The following is a 17,737-nucleotide window of genomic DNA, read 5'->3' on the forward strand; positions in this document are numbered from 1 at the left end:
GTTTGGGAAAAAGGGACTTCAATGCTAAGCGCAGAACTTTGGGAAAAATCAGAGGGCTATTATAGTGTTTGTAACTTTATTATACTGCGCAAAGCATAACAAAAATCTGCACGCTTACACATATTGATGCGCTTTTCTATGTGTATGTCGCTACGCTCCAACTATATACAAAAACGCTCTCCGCAGTATCAGTAGGTGAGCTAGGTGTTTAATGTAAGTGCTATGAATACGATAATTCAACATATTGAAACATATTGGACAAAAAAATCCCGTGGACACCCTAAAGCAACGCTAAGAAACGCAGTGCCAGAAGTCTTTCCAATAGAAAATGTACCAGAAACTCAAGGTGTATTATTAATCGAAGTTAAGCACTCTGAATATAGCAACTTTCATAACCCCTCTGTTTCACGTTTTCGAGCCATAAATGAAAATCAGCAACGACAATTGGGATTTGAGTTTGAAGAGTTAGGTGGTGAATTGTTAGTGTCAATGTGGAGTAGTAGTGGACATTTGAAAAGAGTTGGTATCTTAAAAGCAAATTCATGGCTCAAGATAATTACAAATGAACGTACTTCATTAGAGTATACTTGGGCTTATTATAAGCATGTATATAACATTTATTATGGTAATGCATGCAATATCGGCAATGTACTTACCTCTCAGCAACCGAATACAGTATTAAACCTGGAAAATAACCTATGGTAGTTTAATCTTCGATATTATTGTGTGGCTAGTAGTACCTTGTTTCGTTGGCATAATGTGGAAGAGACGACGAAAAAAGGTAAGTAAAACAGCTAACACATATGAACCGTCTCCCGTCAAGAAAATCTATGGAGTCGTGTCTTGCAATGAGCAGGCTTTGCACAATTCAAAGCATGCCCCCGCGATTTCTATTATCCAGTACATGTAGCATGAGATGGTCTTTTTAGCATATCTCTACTTATACATATACGCTTGGGTCATGGATAAAAATCGTGATTCCATAGTAAGTTACATTTTATTTCATGTATATACATTGCTTAGTGTTTGTTAAATATCACTGTTATGCGACAATTGACGTACTTTGCCCCTTTCTAACTTGATGACGTCTGTTTAAGTTATTGAGGGGTAATAAAGTGTGTGTCTGAATAGCTGTTGTTATGCGACGTTTATCGTAGATAAAAATGTTGTGTTTTCAGTCAAGTTTCGAGTTTATACAAATAGGTAAGTTGGTTTGTCAGTTGTTAGTCTCTCATGGAATAAAAAAATTTCTCTTACCTCTGACACTTTAGAGGGCTTCAAAGAGTTAAAGGGAGACTTGTGGGAGTACTTAGTTAAAGATACGAATAATACCTATAGAGTGTTCCGAAGCTTTTTTGACAATAAGTACTACGTTTATGAATTGATAGAACCCAAAGGTGAGTCTTTGATAGCCAAGCTTCATTGCAATGGTGACTTTGAAACATACTTAAACAAAAAGACGATTAAAGATTTTGTATGGTTTGGTAGCCAATATAGCAATCTAGCTGAAGGTAAATTGAAAATAGACAACTACAGCAAAATTTATTTAAACGATGAATTAGTAGCTGCTATCGGTGGAGAAAATAGAATTAGTTGGCTTTGTAAGACCATTTTACATGGTCGTGAAATTCGCTATCGAAAATGGAGTGGAATTAAATACAATTCCTTTCGGATTAATGAGAGGTTAGCCTTATCGCTAGCAGTGTCGTTTATGGCTAATTTGGACTAAAAAATACCTTTGCTTACGGCGTTAGGTACCTAGTGAAATTATCAATTTTCTTCACTTTGCTCTTATCCATGAATGTGAGTGCGCGCTGGTTGTTCACACATTAACAATGCAGCAGGCATGTACGATTTCTTTTTTACTACAGTTTTCGAGCAAAAAAGTGGTTCTGAAGAATTTGGTTTCAAAGAACTAGAAAAAGCAGAGAAAGACTTAGCATGTTAATGTCTGCTAAAATCTGCAGAATTAGGAGAATGTAGCGCTATTCACACTCTAAGCTCTTTTCATCGATATTCAATTGGACAGTCCTATTTTGGCTTTCAACCAGATAGTGCTATCGCGAACAAGTTGGATAAAAGAAAGCTATCAGCATGTGGTACCTAACAACTGCGCTCAAAACCATGTTGGTTCACCATTACAGCCAACATGGTTTTGCGCGTTTAGCGCAAAAGTTAGTTTTAAGATCAATATTTGAGAATTAGGAGTGCTAGTGAAGAAATTAGTTTGTTGTTTAGCTGTTGCGCTTATTGTTGGTTGTTCATCTACTTCACGTATGATCGACAGTAATATAGATGTTGCAGAATTAAATAATGGAACAGAGCTTTCTCAATCAAAAGTAACAGTTTATCTAAACAATGAAGGTACTGATAGAGCTTCTGTTCGTTTTGAAACTCGATATAAATCAGAACCAAACCGAGTTCACCGGTTGTATATATTTGATGAAGACGTACCTGCATTAAAGTCATTGCTAACTAAAGTGCTGAAAGATGAGCTGACAGTTAAAGATATGTTGGAGCCTGTCAACTTTGGTCGTGATAAAGGGGTATTCGGGCAAACTAAAGCTGGGGATAAAGAGTATGTAAGGATCAATACAGTAGAAGGTTCTTACTTGTTTCCAGAATCATCAATTCCGAATTTAATTAATGTGCTTAATCAACTAGAAGACGCGGCAAAACTTAAAACTAACAAGTAAATTATGTTCGTTCAACATGTTGGTCAGGGACGCAGCAAGCTGCGCCCCACATTTAAGCGTTAGGTAACACAGAATGACCATCAATTTTTTTAACTAATCCATTTGAGCCAGCACGCCCTGATGTTGCTGGTTGCGAGTATATAACTCTATTTCTATTTGACCCTGCTGGTAATCTAGTTGATTCGGAAATTGAAGAGCTTGATCCGAGAGGCACTTACTCTGAGGGTGATGCAAATAAAAAAATAATGAAAAATTGGAAAAATAGGAGATGTAACTTTCTAGCGTATTGAGGTTAAACTATTTTCAATAGATCACAAGAGAACAAACATTGGGCTAATTACCTGAGAGCCTGAAGAAGGCTGTGATGTTTGGGATGTTGAACTTTTATCTGGTAATTACATGGTGTTTTTCGAACCGAGGGATAGTGGATACTATCGTATAACAAGAAAAATTAAAAATTGTGGACAAAAAGCAGTTGGCTTTGTTCGCACCTCACAAATTTTAGCCAACTATTTTATTGCCCCTTGACGAGGCGTTACAAGGAGGAAGCTTGCGCACATTCTATATCGCATTAATGTTTTTTAGTTATTTCAGTGAGGCGCAAGAACCAGCTCCACTCGCTTCATGCTTGTCTTATGAAATAAGTAGAATTGATAAAGACATCGGGAAGTTTGTATTGCAGAACGTATTTGCTCCGCAACTATTTGAGAACTTGGATAAGCGTTTTCCTGAACAAGATATTGATTGGTCGGCTTGGACTACGAGTGTAGATGAATATAAAGGTGAAGATGGCAAAGAAAAAACGAAACTCAAAGGCTGTTTTGACATCACCGAAATTCATGACAACAATGAGTTGATTTCTTCAATCATGCGAGTTTCCATGACTCGATTTCAAGCAGCCATGAAGTTTTATTCAAAGCCAAGCACTGAACAAATTCCGAAAAATAAAATAGAGTCAATGCTTGATGGTTATGAAAACTTGCTTAAGAACCCAAAAGTTAAACAAGCAATGAAAGACGAGTTGGAACATAACAATCAAGTTCAAGCGACGCCAAACAAAGGCCCGGCTGGTTAGGGCGCTCTGTGCTAGTGAGGTTATTGATGAATCAGCTTATTAAGATAACCGTGGCTATCCCTTTTATTGCCATTGCTTTTTATCATCTGTATTTTTTTATTAAACCAAGTGTTACTGTCATAAATGAATCAGATAACGCTATCACAGAGGCCATTGTTCGTTTGCCTGAGAGTCGTTTGAATTTTGGCTCTATTGGACGCAAGCAAGAAAACACCATTTACCATTCACTCTCTCAAAATGATGGTAGTTATAATTATTCATTTAAAATTGACGGCAAAACAATCACTGGAAGTTGTGGTTATTTAACAAACAATGAATTCAATAAACGGTTTATGATTACAGTTAGTAAACGTAACAGGATAAGTTGTAGCCAATAAACACATAACAAGTTAATTAAACAATGGGCGTAATACAGCAGGCTTGTGCTTATTCTTTGCTTAGTTTAGCCTGTCACTTTTCTCAATTTATTAATACGTTAAACAATAAATCATGAGTCTGTTTATAAAGTGTAGAGTTGCCATTGATAACTTTACGGCAAATATCAACGAATCGGCCTTAGCTATTTTAGCTCGAGTTAACTGGCTATATGTCCGGCTGCTATTTATTACCATAGGCGTAGCTCCGCAGTTCTTTGTTACTTCTGATGCTGTACCAGAAACTCTGTCGTTGACGTGGCAGTTCCTTCCCGTAGTATTACTTTTTAGTATTGTCGGTCTGCTGTTTATAATTGGTCTTCAAGCGTTCAATCCAATGTCAGCAAAGGTTTGGCTACTTCCAGCTTGGAAACACAATCCATTTGATTTAAAGCAGCCTCTTCAGTTCTTTCATTTTGGGGGCTGGTTCACGCTCGTTGGTTCTTTGCCTGGTTTCTTATTTGCGCTAATGAGTGAGAATGAGGAGGGTATGCTCATAGCGGCTATGCAGGCCTCTTTTGGACTTGGTATACTTATTGGTTTGAGGTTATCCGCCTTAATTTACCATCGGAAATTCACCAATGCCTAGCAATGCAAACCAATTCGCTAGTCAGTTGGCTTGCCATTTACCCAAAGAAAAAGATGGGTATCTTCATCGTAACAAACTTCGCAGGTAGAAATACTCAACCATAGTTAGAAGCAATTGTAGATAAGATTATTGATTACTTAACGGCATACAACAAAGCCTTAAAGTCGGATTCGTAACCGTAGGCTCAGCTGCGCTTTGCTACAAATTTTAGATAACAATTATTCACCCCTTAAGGTGGACGTGAGCAGCTTCTGAGGTCATATCTTGAAAAGTGAATACTTTGCACAATTTAAGACCTGATCTCATGATTTTGCTGACAGAAAAATCACTTGCTAAAACGCCAAAAACATATTTGACCGTGACTTGAAAAGTGCTATCAGCTTTAAATAGCCTGAATTACTCTACGCTTCTAGCTTTTCGTCTCGAGGTGAAAATTCAAAAACGTCTGAATAGCAATTTCGCTCTTGTAAGCCTAAAGAGTTGAGCTGGTCAATCGTGCCATAAACCATTTTTGATGAGCCACACAAGTAAGTATGTGTATCCGTAAGATCAGAATAGTCTTGTTGTATGACTTCGTAGAGAAAGCCTGTTCTTCCTGTCCAACCCGACTGAGCCGACTCTAAAATCGTATTGAAACTCAGGTTTTTATGTGCAATTGCCCAATCATGAAACTGTTCCAAAAGGAAAAAGTCATCGCTATGACGATTGGACCAGTAAATGTTGATATTCGCATCAGGGTTTCGATGCAAAATCTCTTCAGTTATACACTTAATCTTGGATATGCCAGAGCCCGCTGCGACAAACAAATGAGGTTGCTCAAGATTGGTTTGTAAAAATGCTTTTCCCATTGCAAGCATGATAGTAACTGGCTGATTATTTGCTTTGGCAGCAAACAAACAGTCGACAACTTTACCTGAAAAGTCACTGGTAACTTGAATAATCAAGCAGGTTTTATTCGGTTTATCAGCATCTAAACGGCTGGAAATTGTGTATGAAAGCCACAATGGTTTACCATCATGGTTAACATCAAGTTTGAGCTTCAAATATTGCCCTGACTTATAGTCCAATACGGTTCCCTCAGGGGCTAACAGCTCAATTTGGAAGGTATGTTTATTCAGTGACTCGATCTTGGTTACAAAAACGTCATAATGTGCAACAAGGGGCGTTTTAGCTTCATTTTTCATTTTCTAAACTTACATTTAATCGTATGGATTATTTAATTGGCGCTAGTTTAGATGAGTTTATTGATGAGAGATAATGATATATTATAAACAATCTATTAATTTTACTCATAACTAAAAATGTTAGAACGTATCCACCTTCGTATCATTCATGCTGTCCATCAGCAAGGCTCTCTTACTGCCGCAGCAAAAGAGCTCTGTGTAACACAATCGGCATTAAGTCATACAATACGTAAACTGGAAGACAATCTCGGTACTGCAGTTTGGGTACGTGACGGAAGAAGTTTAAGGCTAACACAAGCAGGCCATTATCTACTTAATATCGCAAACCGTGCGCTTCCGCTATTGAGCGGTGCTGAAGAAAGGTTAAAACAAATCGCCATGGGCGAGCGCGGCACACTTAGGATCGGGATGGAATGCCACCCTTGCTACCAATGGCTATTAAAGGTGGTATCGCCTTTTTTAGAAACCTGGCCGGGTGTAGACGTAGATGTTAAACAAAAATTTCAATTTGGTGGAGTAGGCGCTCTGTTAGATTACGAAATAGACCTGCTGGTAACACCTGATCCCTATTTTAAAAGTGGTCTGGTCTTTGAGCCAGTATTCGATTATGAGCAAGTGCTCGTCGTCCCTAAAGATCATGAATTAACAGCTCAAAAATTTGCCAAGGCAGAAGATCTTAGAAACCAAGTGCTATTTACCTATCCGGTTTCAAAAGATCGCCTTGATATTTACACGCAGTTCCTCAATCCAGATCAAGTGATCCCTAAACAACATAAAACCGTTGAAACCACTGACATCATGTTACAAATGGTCGCGTGTGGTCGAGGTGTCGCAGCATTACCACGCTGGTTGGCAGAAGAGTACAGTGTAAAATTACCATTATCTGTTGTGCGTTTAGGTAAAAATGGCATCGCGAAACAAATTTATTTAGGTACTCGCGAAGGTGATAGTAATATTGATTACCTCGGAGCTTTTATCAAAATGGCGCACGGTTATAAACACCCTATGGCTATAGGCGCGGAGTAAATCAACAGCCATTAGCATTTCCTAATGGCTATAACTACCTATTATTACATTCTTGTTGCGAGCCAAATCGCGGTAAAAAGATGAGTGTAATGTTGGCCTAAAAGTAAATAAACATGACATAAATGGAGTGTCCATATTTATCATCCCAATAGAAATTTATATGCCCCCTGTTCATGACAAGGTGTATTGAAAGTATGACAACACCAACGGACTTACTGAAGGCTATTATATTTTTTGGTTGCTAACCAAGCACATGGTAAGGTGAAAGCCATTACTCCAATCACATGCCAGCTCAATTCAAAACCTTGATGTAAAGATAAAATACTCAGTCCCAATTGCGAAAGATGATAATTCGGTAACAACCATGCTAAGAGCTGTAATACCTCGGGAAACAGGGCGATCGGCAACCACAAACCTGACAACATTGAGATGGGTAAATACACTAAGTTCACCAGCGCGGGTGCGGTTTTTGCTGAGAAGCTCAACCCCATACATAAACCCAACATACAAAATGGAATTGTGCTAAAAACAGCCAGAAAATATAGCAGCATCCATTGCTGAAAAGCCATATTTACACCAGCAAGCACAACAGCTAAGCAGCTTAACAACACAAATATCAAGGACGAAAACACAATAGCGGTAAAGGTTTTCCCTAATAGATACTGGCTGGCAGGCATTGGCGATAACTGCTTGAGTGTCAGAAGACCATTTTCTCGCTCGGTCGCAACATTCACACCGAAATTAAATAAAGCAGGGCCAATCACGCCAAAAATTATGTAATTGATCAACAAGTAGCTGCTTGTTGTGGGATCGCCCATCGTCACACCAAAAAATAAATAAAACGCACATGGAAAAGCGAGGACTGGGATTACAAACCCTAAGCTCCTAAATACATTTTTTAAGTCACACCATGCTTCTTGACGTAAGCTGTATAGGGGGATGTTCATCATGCCGCTTGCTCCTGCTTGTTTAAAGTCATAAATGTCTGCTCTAATGAACTGGGTTTAACACTCAGTTGCTGACATTCCAACCCAGCATTAAACGCGGCTTTTAATAACTCATTTGGGGCCGAGCACCGCGTTTTAGCTATGCCCTCATCTAGCTGCCAACGCCACTTATTGAGCTGTTTTTGTATAGACTCTAGACTATCGTTATAACGAAAGCTCACTTCACTCACCTGCATGCTTTGACTAAGCTCAGCGGCACTCCCTTGCGCTACAATATGACCTTTACTTAAAATAAATAGCTCATCACTTAAAGCTTCTGCTTCTTCCATATAGTGTGTGGTGAGTAAAACTGTTTTTCCTTGAGTTTTAAGCGCACCAATGGTTTGCCACATCTGTTTGCGTGCACTTACATCCATCGCTAGACTTGGCTCATCTAAAAACACAATTTCAGGATTGCCAATAATTGCGATGGCAAATAGTAGTCGCTGCTTTAATCCGCCAGACAATTGGTTAAATGCCTTGTCACGATGCTGATTTAAGTCACACAAACGCAGCGCTTTAGCAATCGTTAACGGGGCACTATGATAGCTGGCAAATAAGGTTAGTTGCTCCTCTACGGTTAAACTGCCAGGTAAGCTGCCTACTTGTAACATAGCGCCCACTTTCGCTTTCGCTTGCACAGATCCAGCTTGCATATTTAAGATATTTATCTTGCCTGCTGTGGGTTTTAAGCGGCCTAACAAAAGATTTATTAATGTAGTTTTACCAGCTCCATTAGCGCCTAATATGCCGTACACTTTGCCTTTCTCTAAGGTAAATGAAAGCTCATTTAGCACCGTTTTACTTCCGTAGCTGTGGCATAGCCCCTCTACGGTAATGGCAGCGTGTTCAGTCATAGTCTATACCCTCATCATGGTTGCTTTCGCATACTTTTTATTGTCTCTTTAGGAGCCGATATGTTTACTTCTATAAGCGTCTTTTGGCATTGCATTAAGCTATATCCCATTGCCTGTGCTCCCCAAATAAATACTTCCATCTATCCTCTGCCATGCTGTCATTTTGTTGGCAAGGTGAGTATGGCAATGTATTTGCTTTGGGATTAGTGAGCTTTGTCATTGATTTTTATGACAAGTGTCATATTGAGGTAAGAAATAAACATGACTCCTATCTCAATTTGTTGTAAACACATAAAGTTAAAACGACGAAAAAAATTTAGAAAACACCCAATCTAAAGCCCTAGTACAAATGCTGGGGCTTTTTTGTATTTGGCCGCATGTCGCTGATATTTTGGTCACGCCTATTTGACTTTTGTGACCGTATCTTTCGACTTTCTGGTCCAAGTGAAGTGCTATATACAAATATATAGCGGTGTATACGACCAACTAGAAAATAAAGATGACATATATGGAGTGTCCATATGTGTCATCTCAAAATTGTTCGCCTACCATACCGCATGTCAGGAGCCCCAATAGAGTTTTTGGACCTACTCAAGTAGAATTATTTACAGTTCCAATAACTGGATTATAGTTATGAATGAAAATAAAACTAAACAAGAACTTGCCGAGATAGAGGCTGTGTTAAAAGCATTTGGTTTAAAAAGAGTTCTAAATGAAAAAGGCCACCGAGTTTTTAGTTTACATGGTGCAGGGAACATATCGATTGCTGTTGATCTTAATTGGGATAAATATGGAGATACGCCGTTAGTTTCTATAGGTATCGTAGATAATGACGTCGCACAGGCAATGAATATTCTTACAGGCATTCCAATAAAACTTGTGCAAAATCGATTGTCTTTTGGGATCGCCTGTCAAGCCTCATCCATTAATGAAGGTAAATTTGGTGTTACTGAAGATTTGCAAGAAACCATAACACGGCTTAAGTCTTGGTTAACTTATATTAAGAGCAATAGTGAGAGTATAGTTAACGACTATATTCATTCTGTAGAGCTCTATAAATTGCCAACATTTTTCACTGATTGCGTCTTATCATTTGGAGATCGTGATACATATTGGCTCATAGCGGATTTATATTTAATTAGCTTAAAAAAGAAAATCGCTAACAATACTCTAACTGCGCCTTCTTTTGAAGATACGCTTCATTCGGCTAAAGAAAATGGCTATGACATAGAGTCAAATTATGAATTAGGCTTAATTAAGAGTTTTGTTTGCAAGAATATTTAAGGTAAACATATAAAAACACCCAATCTAAAGCCCTAGTACACATGCTGGGGCTTTCACTTTTGTTATTTGAGCAATATTTTTTTGCGAAAATAATAATTCTAAAACGTATGTTTTCTCGTCTTTGTTGATTGCACAAACCCATGTGTTTTTTGGTCCATCATTCGTAATTGTGGTCCACAAAAAATAGAGTTGTGCTCCACAAATATAGAGTGGTGGTCCAAAACCTATGTAATTGCATTAGAGAAATGATATATGACCTAAACGCGGCGCTCGTTGTACTGCATATTTTGCCGTGGGCTTGGAGCGCAGCCCTTCACGTAGTAAAACAGCTTTTCAGTGATAACACGCTGTTTCGAACGATTGCAAATATACTTAAAAAGCCAACGGCTTTGTTCATAAAACTGTAGCACTAAACACAGAATTAATTACCACCCAAGCTCGTCGCTTACTGCGATTAACAATTCCTGCGTATTTACGTATTCGCTCCGTTCACATAATACCATGAGCAAAACTCATAGGTTCATAAAATTAAATCAATATTAATCATGGGTTATTCATCATAGAATCGCTTCATTACTTTTAAGGCCAGATTTAATTTTAAGCTAGGGACACCACAATATTATGAGCAGCGATTTCACCTATTCCATTAAGACCATTCGATTTGATGAGCACTATTCACCTTCAAACGATACGCGCCTTACTACAAACTTTGCTAATTTGGCGCGTGGTGAAGTACGTCAGGAAAACCTGCGTAAAGCAATTAACATGATCAATAACTGTTTTAATAGTCTGGCAAATTGGGATAACCCAAACAAAGACCGCTACGCTGTTGAAATTGATATTGTGCATGTAGACATTGATGTTGAAGGCAATGGTGAAACCTTCCCGACTATCGAAGTTTTAAAAACATACATCGTTGATCACCATACGAACAGACGTATCGAAGGTATTGTGGGTAACAATTTCTCATCGTATGTACGCGATTACGATTTTAGCGTGCTACTGCGTAAACATAATGAAGGAAAAGATCAGTTTTCTGTGCCAGATAACTATGGTGAATTGCACGGTAAAATGTTTCAAGATTTCATTAATTCAAGTGCTTACAAAGAAAACTTTAGTAAGCCGCCTGTCATTTGTTTAAGTGTATCAGACAACAAAACCTATCATCGTACAAGTAATACACACCCGATTTTAGGTGTTGAATACACGCCGAATGAATCATCACTGACAGAGCAGTATTTCAAAACAATGGGCATGGAAGTTCGTTACTTTATGCCTGAAAACAGTGTTGCTCCGTATGCATTCTTTTTCTTCGGTGATCTGTTAAACGATTACAGCACATTGGAGCTGATCAGTACGCTGAGCACCATGGAAACGTTCCAAAAAATTTATCGCCCAGAGATTTATAACGCGAACTCTACCGCTGGTGAAACTTATAAGCCAAGCCTGAAAAACTTAGATTGCTCTTTAACGCAAGTGGTTTATGACCGAGAGGAGCGCGCTCGCCTTGCAATTGAACAAGGCAAGTGGTGCGAAGATAACTTTATTCAGCGACACCAATCAACGCTGGAAAAATGGGCCGCTAACTTTGTTCAGCCGTCATTCTGATTTTAAGGTATAGATGCATTAATTATGAAAAAACTATTCCCAACCTCTACCGCAGGAAGTCTGCCAAAACCATCTTGGTTAGCACAACCTGAACAGCTTTGGTCACCTTGGAAACTAGAAGGTGAAGAACTGATTGCCGGCAAAAAAGACGCACTGAGAGTAACATTACAAGAACAAGACAGTGCGGGTATTGAAATTGTGAGTGACGGTGAGCAAACACGCCAGCACTTCGTCACCACGTTTATCGAAAACTTAAGCGGTGTTGATTTTGAAAATAAGAAAACGGTTCGAATTCGTGACCGCTACGACGCCAGTGTGCCGGGCATTATTGGCCCAGTAAGCCGCCAAAAGCCGGTGTTTGTTGATGATGCAAAATTTTTACGCTCGCAAACACAGCAGCCAATCAAATGGGCGTTACCTGGGCCGATGACCATGGTAGATACGCTTTATGATGATTATTATCAAGACCGTAAAACTCTGGCATTCGAATTTGCTAAAGCATTGAATGAAGAAGCAAAAGAGCTTGAAGCAGCTGGCGTTAATATCATTCAATTTGATGAACCTGCGTTCAATGTGTTCCTTGATGAAGTGAACGAGTGGGGTATAGAAGCCCTTGAAATCGCAACCCAAGGGCTTAAGTGCGAAACCGCTGTACATATTTGCTATGGCTATGGCATCAAAGCAAATACCGATTGGAAGAAAACATTGGGCAATGAGTGGCGTCACTATGAAAAAACCTTTCCAGCTATCCAACGCTCTAACATCGACATTATTTCTTTAGAATGTCATAACGGGCGAGTGCCTTTAGAAGTTCTGAAATTGCTTAAAGGCAAGAAAGTGATGGTAGGTGCTATTGATGTAGCTACCAATGACATTGAAACGCCAGAAGAAGTCGCCGACACTATTCGCGAAGCACTTAAATATGTCGATGCCGACAAGCTCTACCCAAGTACAAACTGCGGTATGGCACCGCTATCACGAGAAGTAGCGAGAGGCAAATTGCAGGCTTTAGCAGCAGGGGCTGAAATAGTAAGAAAAGAGCTCTCTGCATAATTTCTTCGTTTGTCTTTTACATAACCAACAAGTGGGTTTTCCGTTTGTTGGTTTTATTTATTTCATTTAAACGTTGTTGATTCACACTATGATAGAGTTTTTAAGCAATAATACTTCAACACTTATCGCGCTGATTGCAACTGGTGCATTTGCGGGGATTTTGGCAGGTTTGTTGGGGGTAGGCGGCGGTATTGTGATAGTGCCGGTGCTATTTTTTGTTTTTCAGAGCTTTGGCGTATCGCCTGAGTCGGCCATGGTCATCGCCACCGCGACTTCGTTAGCGACAATTATTCCAACCTCCATCAGCTCAATTCGCTCGCACAATCAAAAAGGTAATGTAGATTTTGACCTTTTAAAGCGCTGGGCTGTGTTTATATTTATTGGCGTTTTGGCAGGAAGTTGGCTGGTAACTCGCATCAACGGCGCTTGGTTGACAGGGCTATTTGGTGTGATCGCTACCTTATCAGCCCTGAATATGATGTTTCGAACAGGCAAGTCAGCTTTATTTCAATCACTACCCGGTAAAGCCGGACAAGCAACAATGAGTACCTCAATCGGGTTTTTCAGCTCAATGGTGGGTATTGGTGGCGGTACTATTTCTGTTCCATTACTTACGCTTTGTAACTACCCAGCTCACAAAGCTGTGGGTACAGCCGCTGCCATTGGATTAATTATCTCTTTGCCAGGTGCCGCGACTATGCTCATTTTAGGTCAGTCACCAGCTGATGCTCCTGTGGGCACGTTCGGACTTGTGAACCTAGTTGCATTTCTATGTATTGTGCCTTTAACCGTGTTATTTGCGCCAGTTGGCGCATCACTCGCAGCTAAATTAGACGCAACAAAGCTCAAGAAAGTATTTTCTATCGTATTGCTTATTACAGGCATGCGTATGCTAATACAATTATTTTTGTAGGGCTGAACAAGCGCAGACATTAACCTGCAAAAATGTGAAAAAGTAAATGTAAGCGGGCGCTGGAAGTATTTGGCTCAAAGCTGAAAGTGATTTAATCACTACTGCATACTGCAAGATCTGACTCTTTCACTATTAGGTTTTTGCCATAGGTCAGCCACTTGGAAAGTGGCTGACCTATTGTTAAGCCTCAAAATAATCAGTCAGCCTTTCAATATCAAAATCCTCTCGATACAGGCTTACTCCTTTATTTTCTGTAAAAGCAGTTTGTTTTCAATGACTTGCTGTTTTATGATGATGTGTTTAAGCATGCTAAAACTCTAATTCAATTCATTCAACTGAACTTAATAAACTCCCTTAAAAGTTGCCAGTGAAACCCTGATCTTTTGTGGCAATTTCCCGATTGATAAGTGCTCCTTTCAGTTTAGGCATTATTTGTGCAACTTCACTACACATGAATATATACATTCACCTCTAATTGAACGTTTGTATTTAATTTAATCACCTGAATTTATTGACTAAATATTTTTCGAATGTGCTGTAAACACAACCAAAACTGGGAGTATTACGATATGAAATTATCTCTTTTTGCAATGTCCACGCTTTTTGCTTCGCAAACTGCAATAGCGGACAATTTAGTTACAAACGGCTCTTTCGAACAGGATGTCGTTAATTCTAAATGGAAATTACTCAGTACAGTAACCGGGTGGCAACGTGAAGGGGCGAGGTTTGAAATTCAAACGTCACGCCTCGGTATCATTACCGCTCAAGATGGCAATCAATATATTGAGCTTGATTCGACTGCTAATCACAGCGTATTTCAAACTGTAGCAACAGAAGCTGGGAAAACCTATGAAGTGTCCTTTTACTACTCACCGCGTGTTACTGGGAACAACCAGACAAATAAAGTTGATGTTAAGTGGAATGGCACGACGGTTTTAAATTTAAACGCAGCGCAAAGGGGATGGCAATCTTTCACCTTGTCTGTAGAGGCGGATTCAAGTAGTTCAGAGATCCGTTTTACTGGGACTGGCACAAACGATAGTCTAGGAGGCTTTATTGACGACGTAGTCGTATCAGAAAAGCAGGCGTGCCACACGGGTATTTTTGGGATTAATAACTATGGCTCGTTTGAGACGGGTTATGTCTATAAGTTTAATATAGAGACAAAGACTTTCAGTGTCGTAGCTGGGGCTCAAAATACTGCGTCAAACATTGCGAGTCACAATGGTAAGCTTTATTTCATGGAACAGCTTGATTCTGGCAGCAAGGCTTCAAAACTTTGGTCACTAGATCTAGAAACCGGTGCTCAAGTCGCTGAGACGGATGCGAAATCCTGGCCAATTTATCGTTCTGCAGTAACAGCCAATGGGCAAACTTTGCGCGCCACCAGTAAAACGTATATGTATGATTACAATCTTCGAACTGGCGAAAAAACCGTGTTAGGTAAGATGCGTTACTCAGGAGACTCCTTCTCACACGGCGACATTGCATATTCTGCTGATAACAACACACTTTATGTGTTAACGGGTAAATCCTTATATACAATCGATGAGAGTTCAATGGCATTAACCTTGATCGGTCATCATGGTATTAACTGGGCGTCTGGTTTAGCAATTTCTGATGATGGTTTATTTTATGTCTCTGGAAGAGTCTCAGGTGAAAACGCGAAAATTTATACCGTTAATCCTCAAACAGCAGTGTCTACATATGTTATGGACGCACCAGAGCATATTAATGATCTAACTTTCGTCGATAATTACTGTAATTAAGTTGTGTCGATAAAAAAATGGCTAGGGATATTGGCTATTTTTATGGCACTTTGATGGTTTTATATAGTTATCGCTTTTAAGCTACGTTAATTTTAATACAGCCCATGTGGCCTTGAAGTAGCACATAGGTGCTCTCAAGGTTACTCAGAACGATAAATATCTAACCACATTTGTGACATGTCACGTACTTGCGAGAGTGATTCAAGCAACTATAAAGCTAAATTACCCTTCGATAGCAGTTATAAAGGTTTATGCCAAGACATGATTCAAATCTACAATAAATATACTGAAGGAGAAACGGTTAAGTAGCTTTTGGATATAGGGTAATAACTTCTATGGCTCAAGCGCAGGCTTTGATTGAAGTAAGCCGTCAATTCACTTTGACAGGGTATATACTCGGTGGCCTTTTTTGCGAAGTGAAAAAGCTCTCGTGATTTAAATTGTTGAGTTTTACAGCACAAAAATTTAAGATCTCACTCAATAAAAATGATCATATTGAACACGTGTTTAACAAATAGATTGGTTATCTCTCAAGTTGAGCTATGTGTCCAATATTGCTAGTGGAGTGTATTTTTGTGAAAAAAGTTTGTTTGATTGCAGCGGTTTCAGTGCTGTCTGGCTGTGCCGTAAACCCTTATCTTCAGCCAATGGTCGATGGACCAAGTGCCAAGCTGCGTTTAGCTTCTGTGCCAAGTAACAATAACTTTGTTGCGGTGCCTTCATCAGAAAGCTGTATTTCAACAGATTTTAAACCTGGTGCGCATATAGCGACACTGGGCGTTAAAGCTAATTTGGTTCGCAGCTTAAGTCGTCTAGATATGCCTGCATATGACGAAAAACTAGGTGATTCACATCAAAATGAAGTTTATATTCCTGCACAAAAGCCTTTCTCTTTCCAATTCAATGGCGTCGGAATATCAGGGTTCACACCAGGTCAAACTGATTCCGGTGGAGCGCTTTATTCTTGGTGCCGTAAAATCATTACCTTTACACCGATAGAAAATGCCAACTACGAGGCATTATATGATTATATAGAACTCCCAAATGGCAAAGAGACTTGCGGTGTAAAACTCTTTGAAATAGTTGAGGATGCACAAAGGGAGTACAAAAAGGTTGAAGTGTGAGATTACAAGGTAGTAGAAAACTACTGTAAGTAAACGCAATGAGGTTTTATCGGCCTCATCAATTAAAATGGGTTTGTTTTCGTATTCAAACCCATATGATTGTTATCACAAAAAGTGATTTTAGCGATTATTAGCTGCTTTTTAGCAGCTAATTTTAAACGCGGTTAGTAGCTTTCGCTTGTTTTTAATACAGGTGCTTTAGTTCAGTTGGCACTTGAGCTGTGATATTTGCAATACGCTCTGCTTTTGCGTCTATACCAACAAATGTGGTTGTGTCATTTCCTGGCACACACAAGGTGGTAGTAATTGGGCCAGTAGTTTGGTTTGCCTCGGTAAAGTTAACACGAGCAATACTGGATGACGTGGTGTTAAGCACTGCCAAATTGATACATCCTGCCATCATAGGAAATTTTACGCCATCTTGGCTTGTACTAGCAGGGACACGTGCAATCTCAAACCCTGCATTGTTAGCATTTTTAGTTGTTTGTAAGCTAGCTCTACCATAATTACTAATTTGAAGTGAAGAGCGGCCATATACATTAAGCGTAGAGGTTGGCTTGTCATTATTTATATAGTAGAAGTGAACATTACTAGATGGAATTAAAATAGTAGAGCTGGTTTCTTTTGGATTGACATACATCCAGTTAGAGATCTGCTGAATGGAGCCGTTAATCGAGGCTCTGCCCCAGTGAATATTCGATAGAGTCACAGCTCCGTTCATATTTTCAATGGTACAAGAGTCTTGATGATATACAATAATGCATCGGCCACCATTAGTCTGGTATTGGTAGTCCAATAGAATGTCAAAAGAAAATGGATTCTGCCCCGCAATAGGCATAGGTACTGAATGCGTAGTGCCATCAGTCGTTGCTGCTAATTTAAACGTTATATCTTGCTTTGCATTTGCGTTAATACTTAAAACAGCACTTGCCAAAGTTAAACTAATTAGGGCCTTCTTTATTTTCATCTTTTTATCCTTAACGTATTTGAAACTATTAATAATTGAGCGAGAGAGGGAACAAAAAACAGTTGTGTACGGTTGCTCTCTCAAGTGTTTGGAAGAGCAAGTAATACATCCAAGTTCTCTTTTTTGGAAACAAGATGTTATGTTTTACACATGTTTATTTCAAGTTAAAGTTTTGTGTTGGGCTGAGTTGAAA

General features: G+C 39.2%; 17 protein-coding genes. 13 read left to right on the forward strand and 4 right to left on the reverse strand.

What is annotated here, in order from left to right; all coding sequences use genetic code 11:
- Positions 1 to 204 precede the first annotated feature (204 nt).
- The 6 genes from J8M00_RS12200 to J8M00_RS12225 all read left to right on the forward strand — a co-directional run bounded on the left by J8M00_RS12200 (position 205) and on the right by J8M00_RS12225 (position 4,773).
- Positions 205 to 705, forward strand: a complete 501-nt coding sequence (locus J8M00_RS12200) for a hypothetical protein (RefSeq protein WP_211010500.1) — start codon at positions 205 to 207, stop codon at positions 703 to 705.
- A 508-nt stretch (positions 706 to 1,213) separates the two neighbouring features.
- Entirely contained in the window at positions 1,214 to 1,729 is a 516-nt protein-coding gene (locus J8M00_RS12205) for a hypothetical protein (RefSeq protein WP_211010502.1), read from the forward strand.
- A 484-nt stretch (positions 1,730 to 2,213) separates the two neighbouring features.
- The gene (locus tag J8M00_RS12210) at positions 2,214 to 2,696 is read left to right on the forward strand and encodes a hypothetical protein (protein ID WP_211010504.1); all 483 of its coding nucleotides are present in this window, start codon (positions 2,214 to 2,216) and stop codon (positions 2,694 to 2,696) included.
- Positions 2,697 to 3,246: 550 nt separating this feature from the next.
- The gene (locus J8M00_RS12215; protein WP_211010505.1) at positions 3,247 to 3,771 is read left to right on the forward strand and encodes a hypothetical protein; all 525 of its coding nucleotides are present in this window, start codon (positions 3,247 to 3,249) and stop codon (positions 3,769 to 3,771) included.
- A 26-nt stretch (positions 3,772 to 3,797) separates the two neighbouring features.
- Positions 3,798 to 4,148: a hypothetical protein gene (locus tag J8M00_RS12220; RefSeq protein ID WP_211010507.1), complete on the forward strand. Its 351-nt coding sequence runs from the start codon at positions 3,798 to 3,800 to the stop codon at positions 4,146 to 4,148.
- Positions 4,149 to 4,260: 112 nt separating this feature from the next.
- The gene (locus tag J8M00_RS12225; protein WP_211010508.1) at positions 4,261 to 4,773 is read left to right on the forward strand and encodes a hypothetical protein; all 513 of its coding nucleotides are present in this window, start codon (positions 4,261 to 4,263) and stop codon (positions 4,771 to 4,773) included.
- 401 nt (positions 4,774 to 5,174) lie between these two features.
- On the opposite strand, the gene J8M00_RS12230 is transcribed toward J8M00_RS12225, so the two are convergent.
- Positions 5,175 to 5,957, reverse strand: a complete 783-nt coding sequence (locus J8M00_RS12230) for a hypothetical protein (RefSeq protein WP_211010509.1) — start codon at positions 5,955 to 5,957, stop codon at positions 5,175 to 5,177.
- A gap of 117 nt (positions 5,958 to 6,074) precedes the next feature.
- Here J8M00_RS12230 and J8M00_RS12235 point away from each other — a divergent pair, with 117 nt between their 5' ends.
- A complete protein-coding gene (locus tag J8M00_RS12235) occupies positions 6,075 to 6,983 on the forward strand; it encodes a LysR family transcriptional regulator (protein ID WP_211010511.1) in 909 nt (302 codons plus the stop codon).
- A 212-nt stretch (positions 6,984 to 7,195) separates the two neighbouring features.
- Here J8M00_RS12235 and J8M00_RS12240 read toward each other — a convergent pair whose 3' ends face one another.
- Both J8M00_RS12240 and J8M00_RS12245 read right to left on the reverse strand, forming a co-directional pair.
- Complete coding sequence (locus J8M00_RS12240) at positions 7,196 to 7,933, reverse strand: ABC transporter permease (RefSeq protein ID WP_211010512.1); 738 nt, start codon at positions 7,931 to 7,933, stop codon at positions 7,196 to 7,198.
- Complete coding sequence (locus J8M00_RS12245) at positions 7,930 to 8,826, reverse strand: ABC transporter ATP-binding protein (protein WP_211010514.1); 897 nt, start codon at positions 8,824 to 8,826, stop codon at positions 7,930 to 7,932. Before J8M00_RS12245 ends, J8M00_RS12240 begins: the two co-directional genes overlap by 4 nt.
- 633 nt (positions 8,827 to 9,459) lie before the next feature.
- On the opposite strand from J8M00_RS12245, the gene J8M00_RS12250 reads away from it, so the two are divergent.
- The 6 genes from J8M00_RS12250 (at position 9,460) to J8M00_RS12275 (ending at position 16,577) form a co-directional block, all read left to right on the forward strand.
- The gene (locus J8M00_RS12250; RefSeq protein WP_211010516.1) at positions 9,460 to 10,110 is read left to right on the forward strand and encodes a hypothetical protein; all 651 of its coding nucleotides are present in this window, start codon (positions 9,460 to 9,462) and stop codon (positions 10,108 to 10,110) included.
- A gap of 621 nt (positions 10,111 to 10,731) precedes the next feature.
- Positions 10,732 to 11,718, forward strand: coding sequence for a DUF1852 domain-containing protein (locus J8M00_RS12255; RefSeq protein ID WP_211010517.1), 987 nt, complete (start codon positions 10,732 to 10,734; stop codon positions 11,716 to 11,718).
- A 24-nt stretch (positions 11,719 to 11,742) separates the two neighbouring features.
- On the forward strand, positions 11,743 to 12,771 hold the full coding sequence (locus tag J8M00_RS12260; RefSeq protein ID WP_211010518.1) for a methionine synthase: 1,029 nt from the start codon (positions 11,743 to 11,745) through the stop codon (positions 12,769 to 12,771).
- Between the two features lie 88 nt (positions 12,772 to 12,859).
- Positions 12,860 to 13,684, forward strand: coding sequence for a sulfite exporter TauE/SafE family protein (locus J8M00_RS12265; RefSeq protein WP_247687352.1), 825 nt, complete (start codon positions 12,860 to 12,862; stop codon positions 13,682 to 13,684).
- 569 nt (positions 13,685 to 14,253) lie between these two features.
- Positions 14,254 to 15,453, forward strand: a complete 1,200-nt coding sequence (locus tag J8M00_RS12270; RefSeq protein WP_211010520.1) for a DUF642 domain-containing protein — start codon at positions 14,254 to 14,256, stop codon at positions 15,451 to 15,453.
- Positions 15,454 to 16,028: 575 nt separating this feature from the next.
- On the forward strand, positions 16,029 to 16,577 hold the full coding sequence (locus tag J8M00_RS12275; RefSeq protein WP_211010521.1) for a hypothetical protein: 549 nt from the start codon (positions 16,029 to 16,031) through the stop codon (positions 16,575 to 16,577).
- 184 nt (positions 16,578 to 16,761) lie between these two features.
- Here the strand turns inward: J8M00_RS12275 and J8M00_RS12280 are convergent, their stop codons facing one another.
- The gene (locus J8M00_RS12280) at positions 16,762 to 17,544 is read right to left on the reverse strand and encodes a hypothetical protein (RefSeq protein ID WP_211010522.1); all 783 of its coding nucleotides are present in this window, start codon (positions 17,542 to 17,544) and stop codon (positions 16,762 to 16,764) included.
- Positions 17,545 to 17,737 lie beyond the last annotated feature (193 nt).

This window comes from Pseudoalteromonas luteoviolacea, assembly GCF_018100925.1.
Taxonomy (GTDB): Bacteria; Pseudomonadota; Gammaproteobacteria; order Enterobacterales; family Alteromonadaceae; genus Pseudoalteromonas; species Pseudoalteromonas obscura.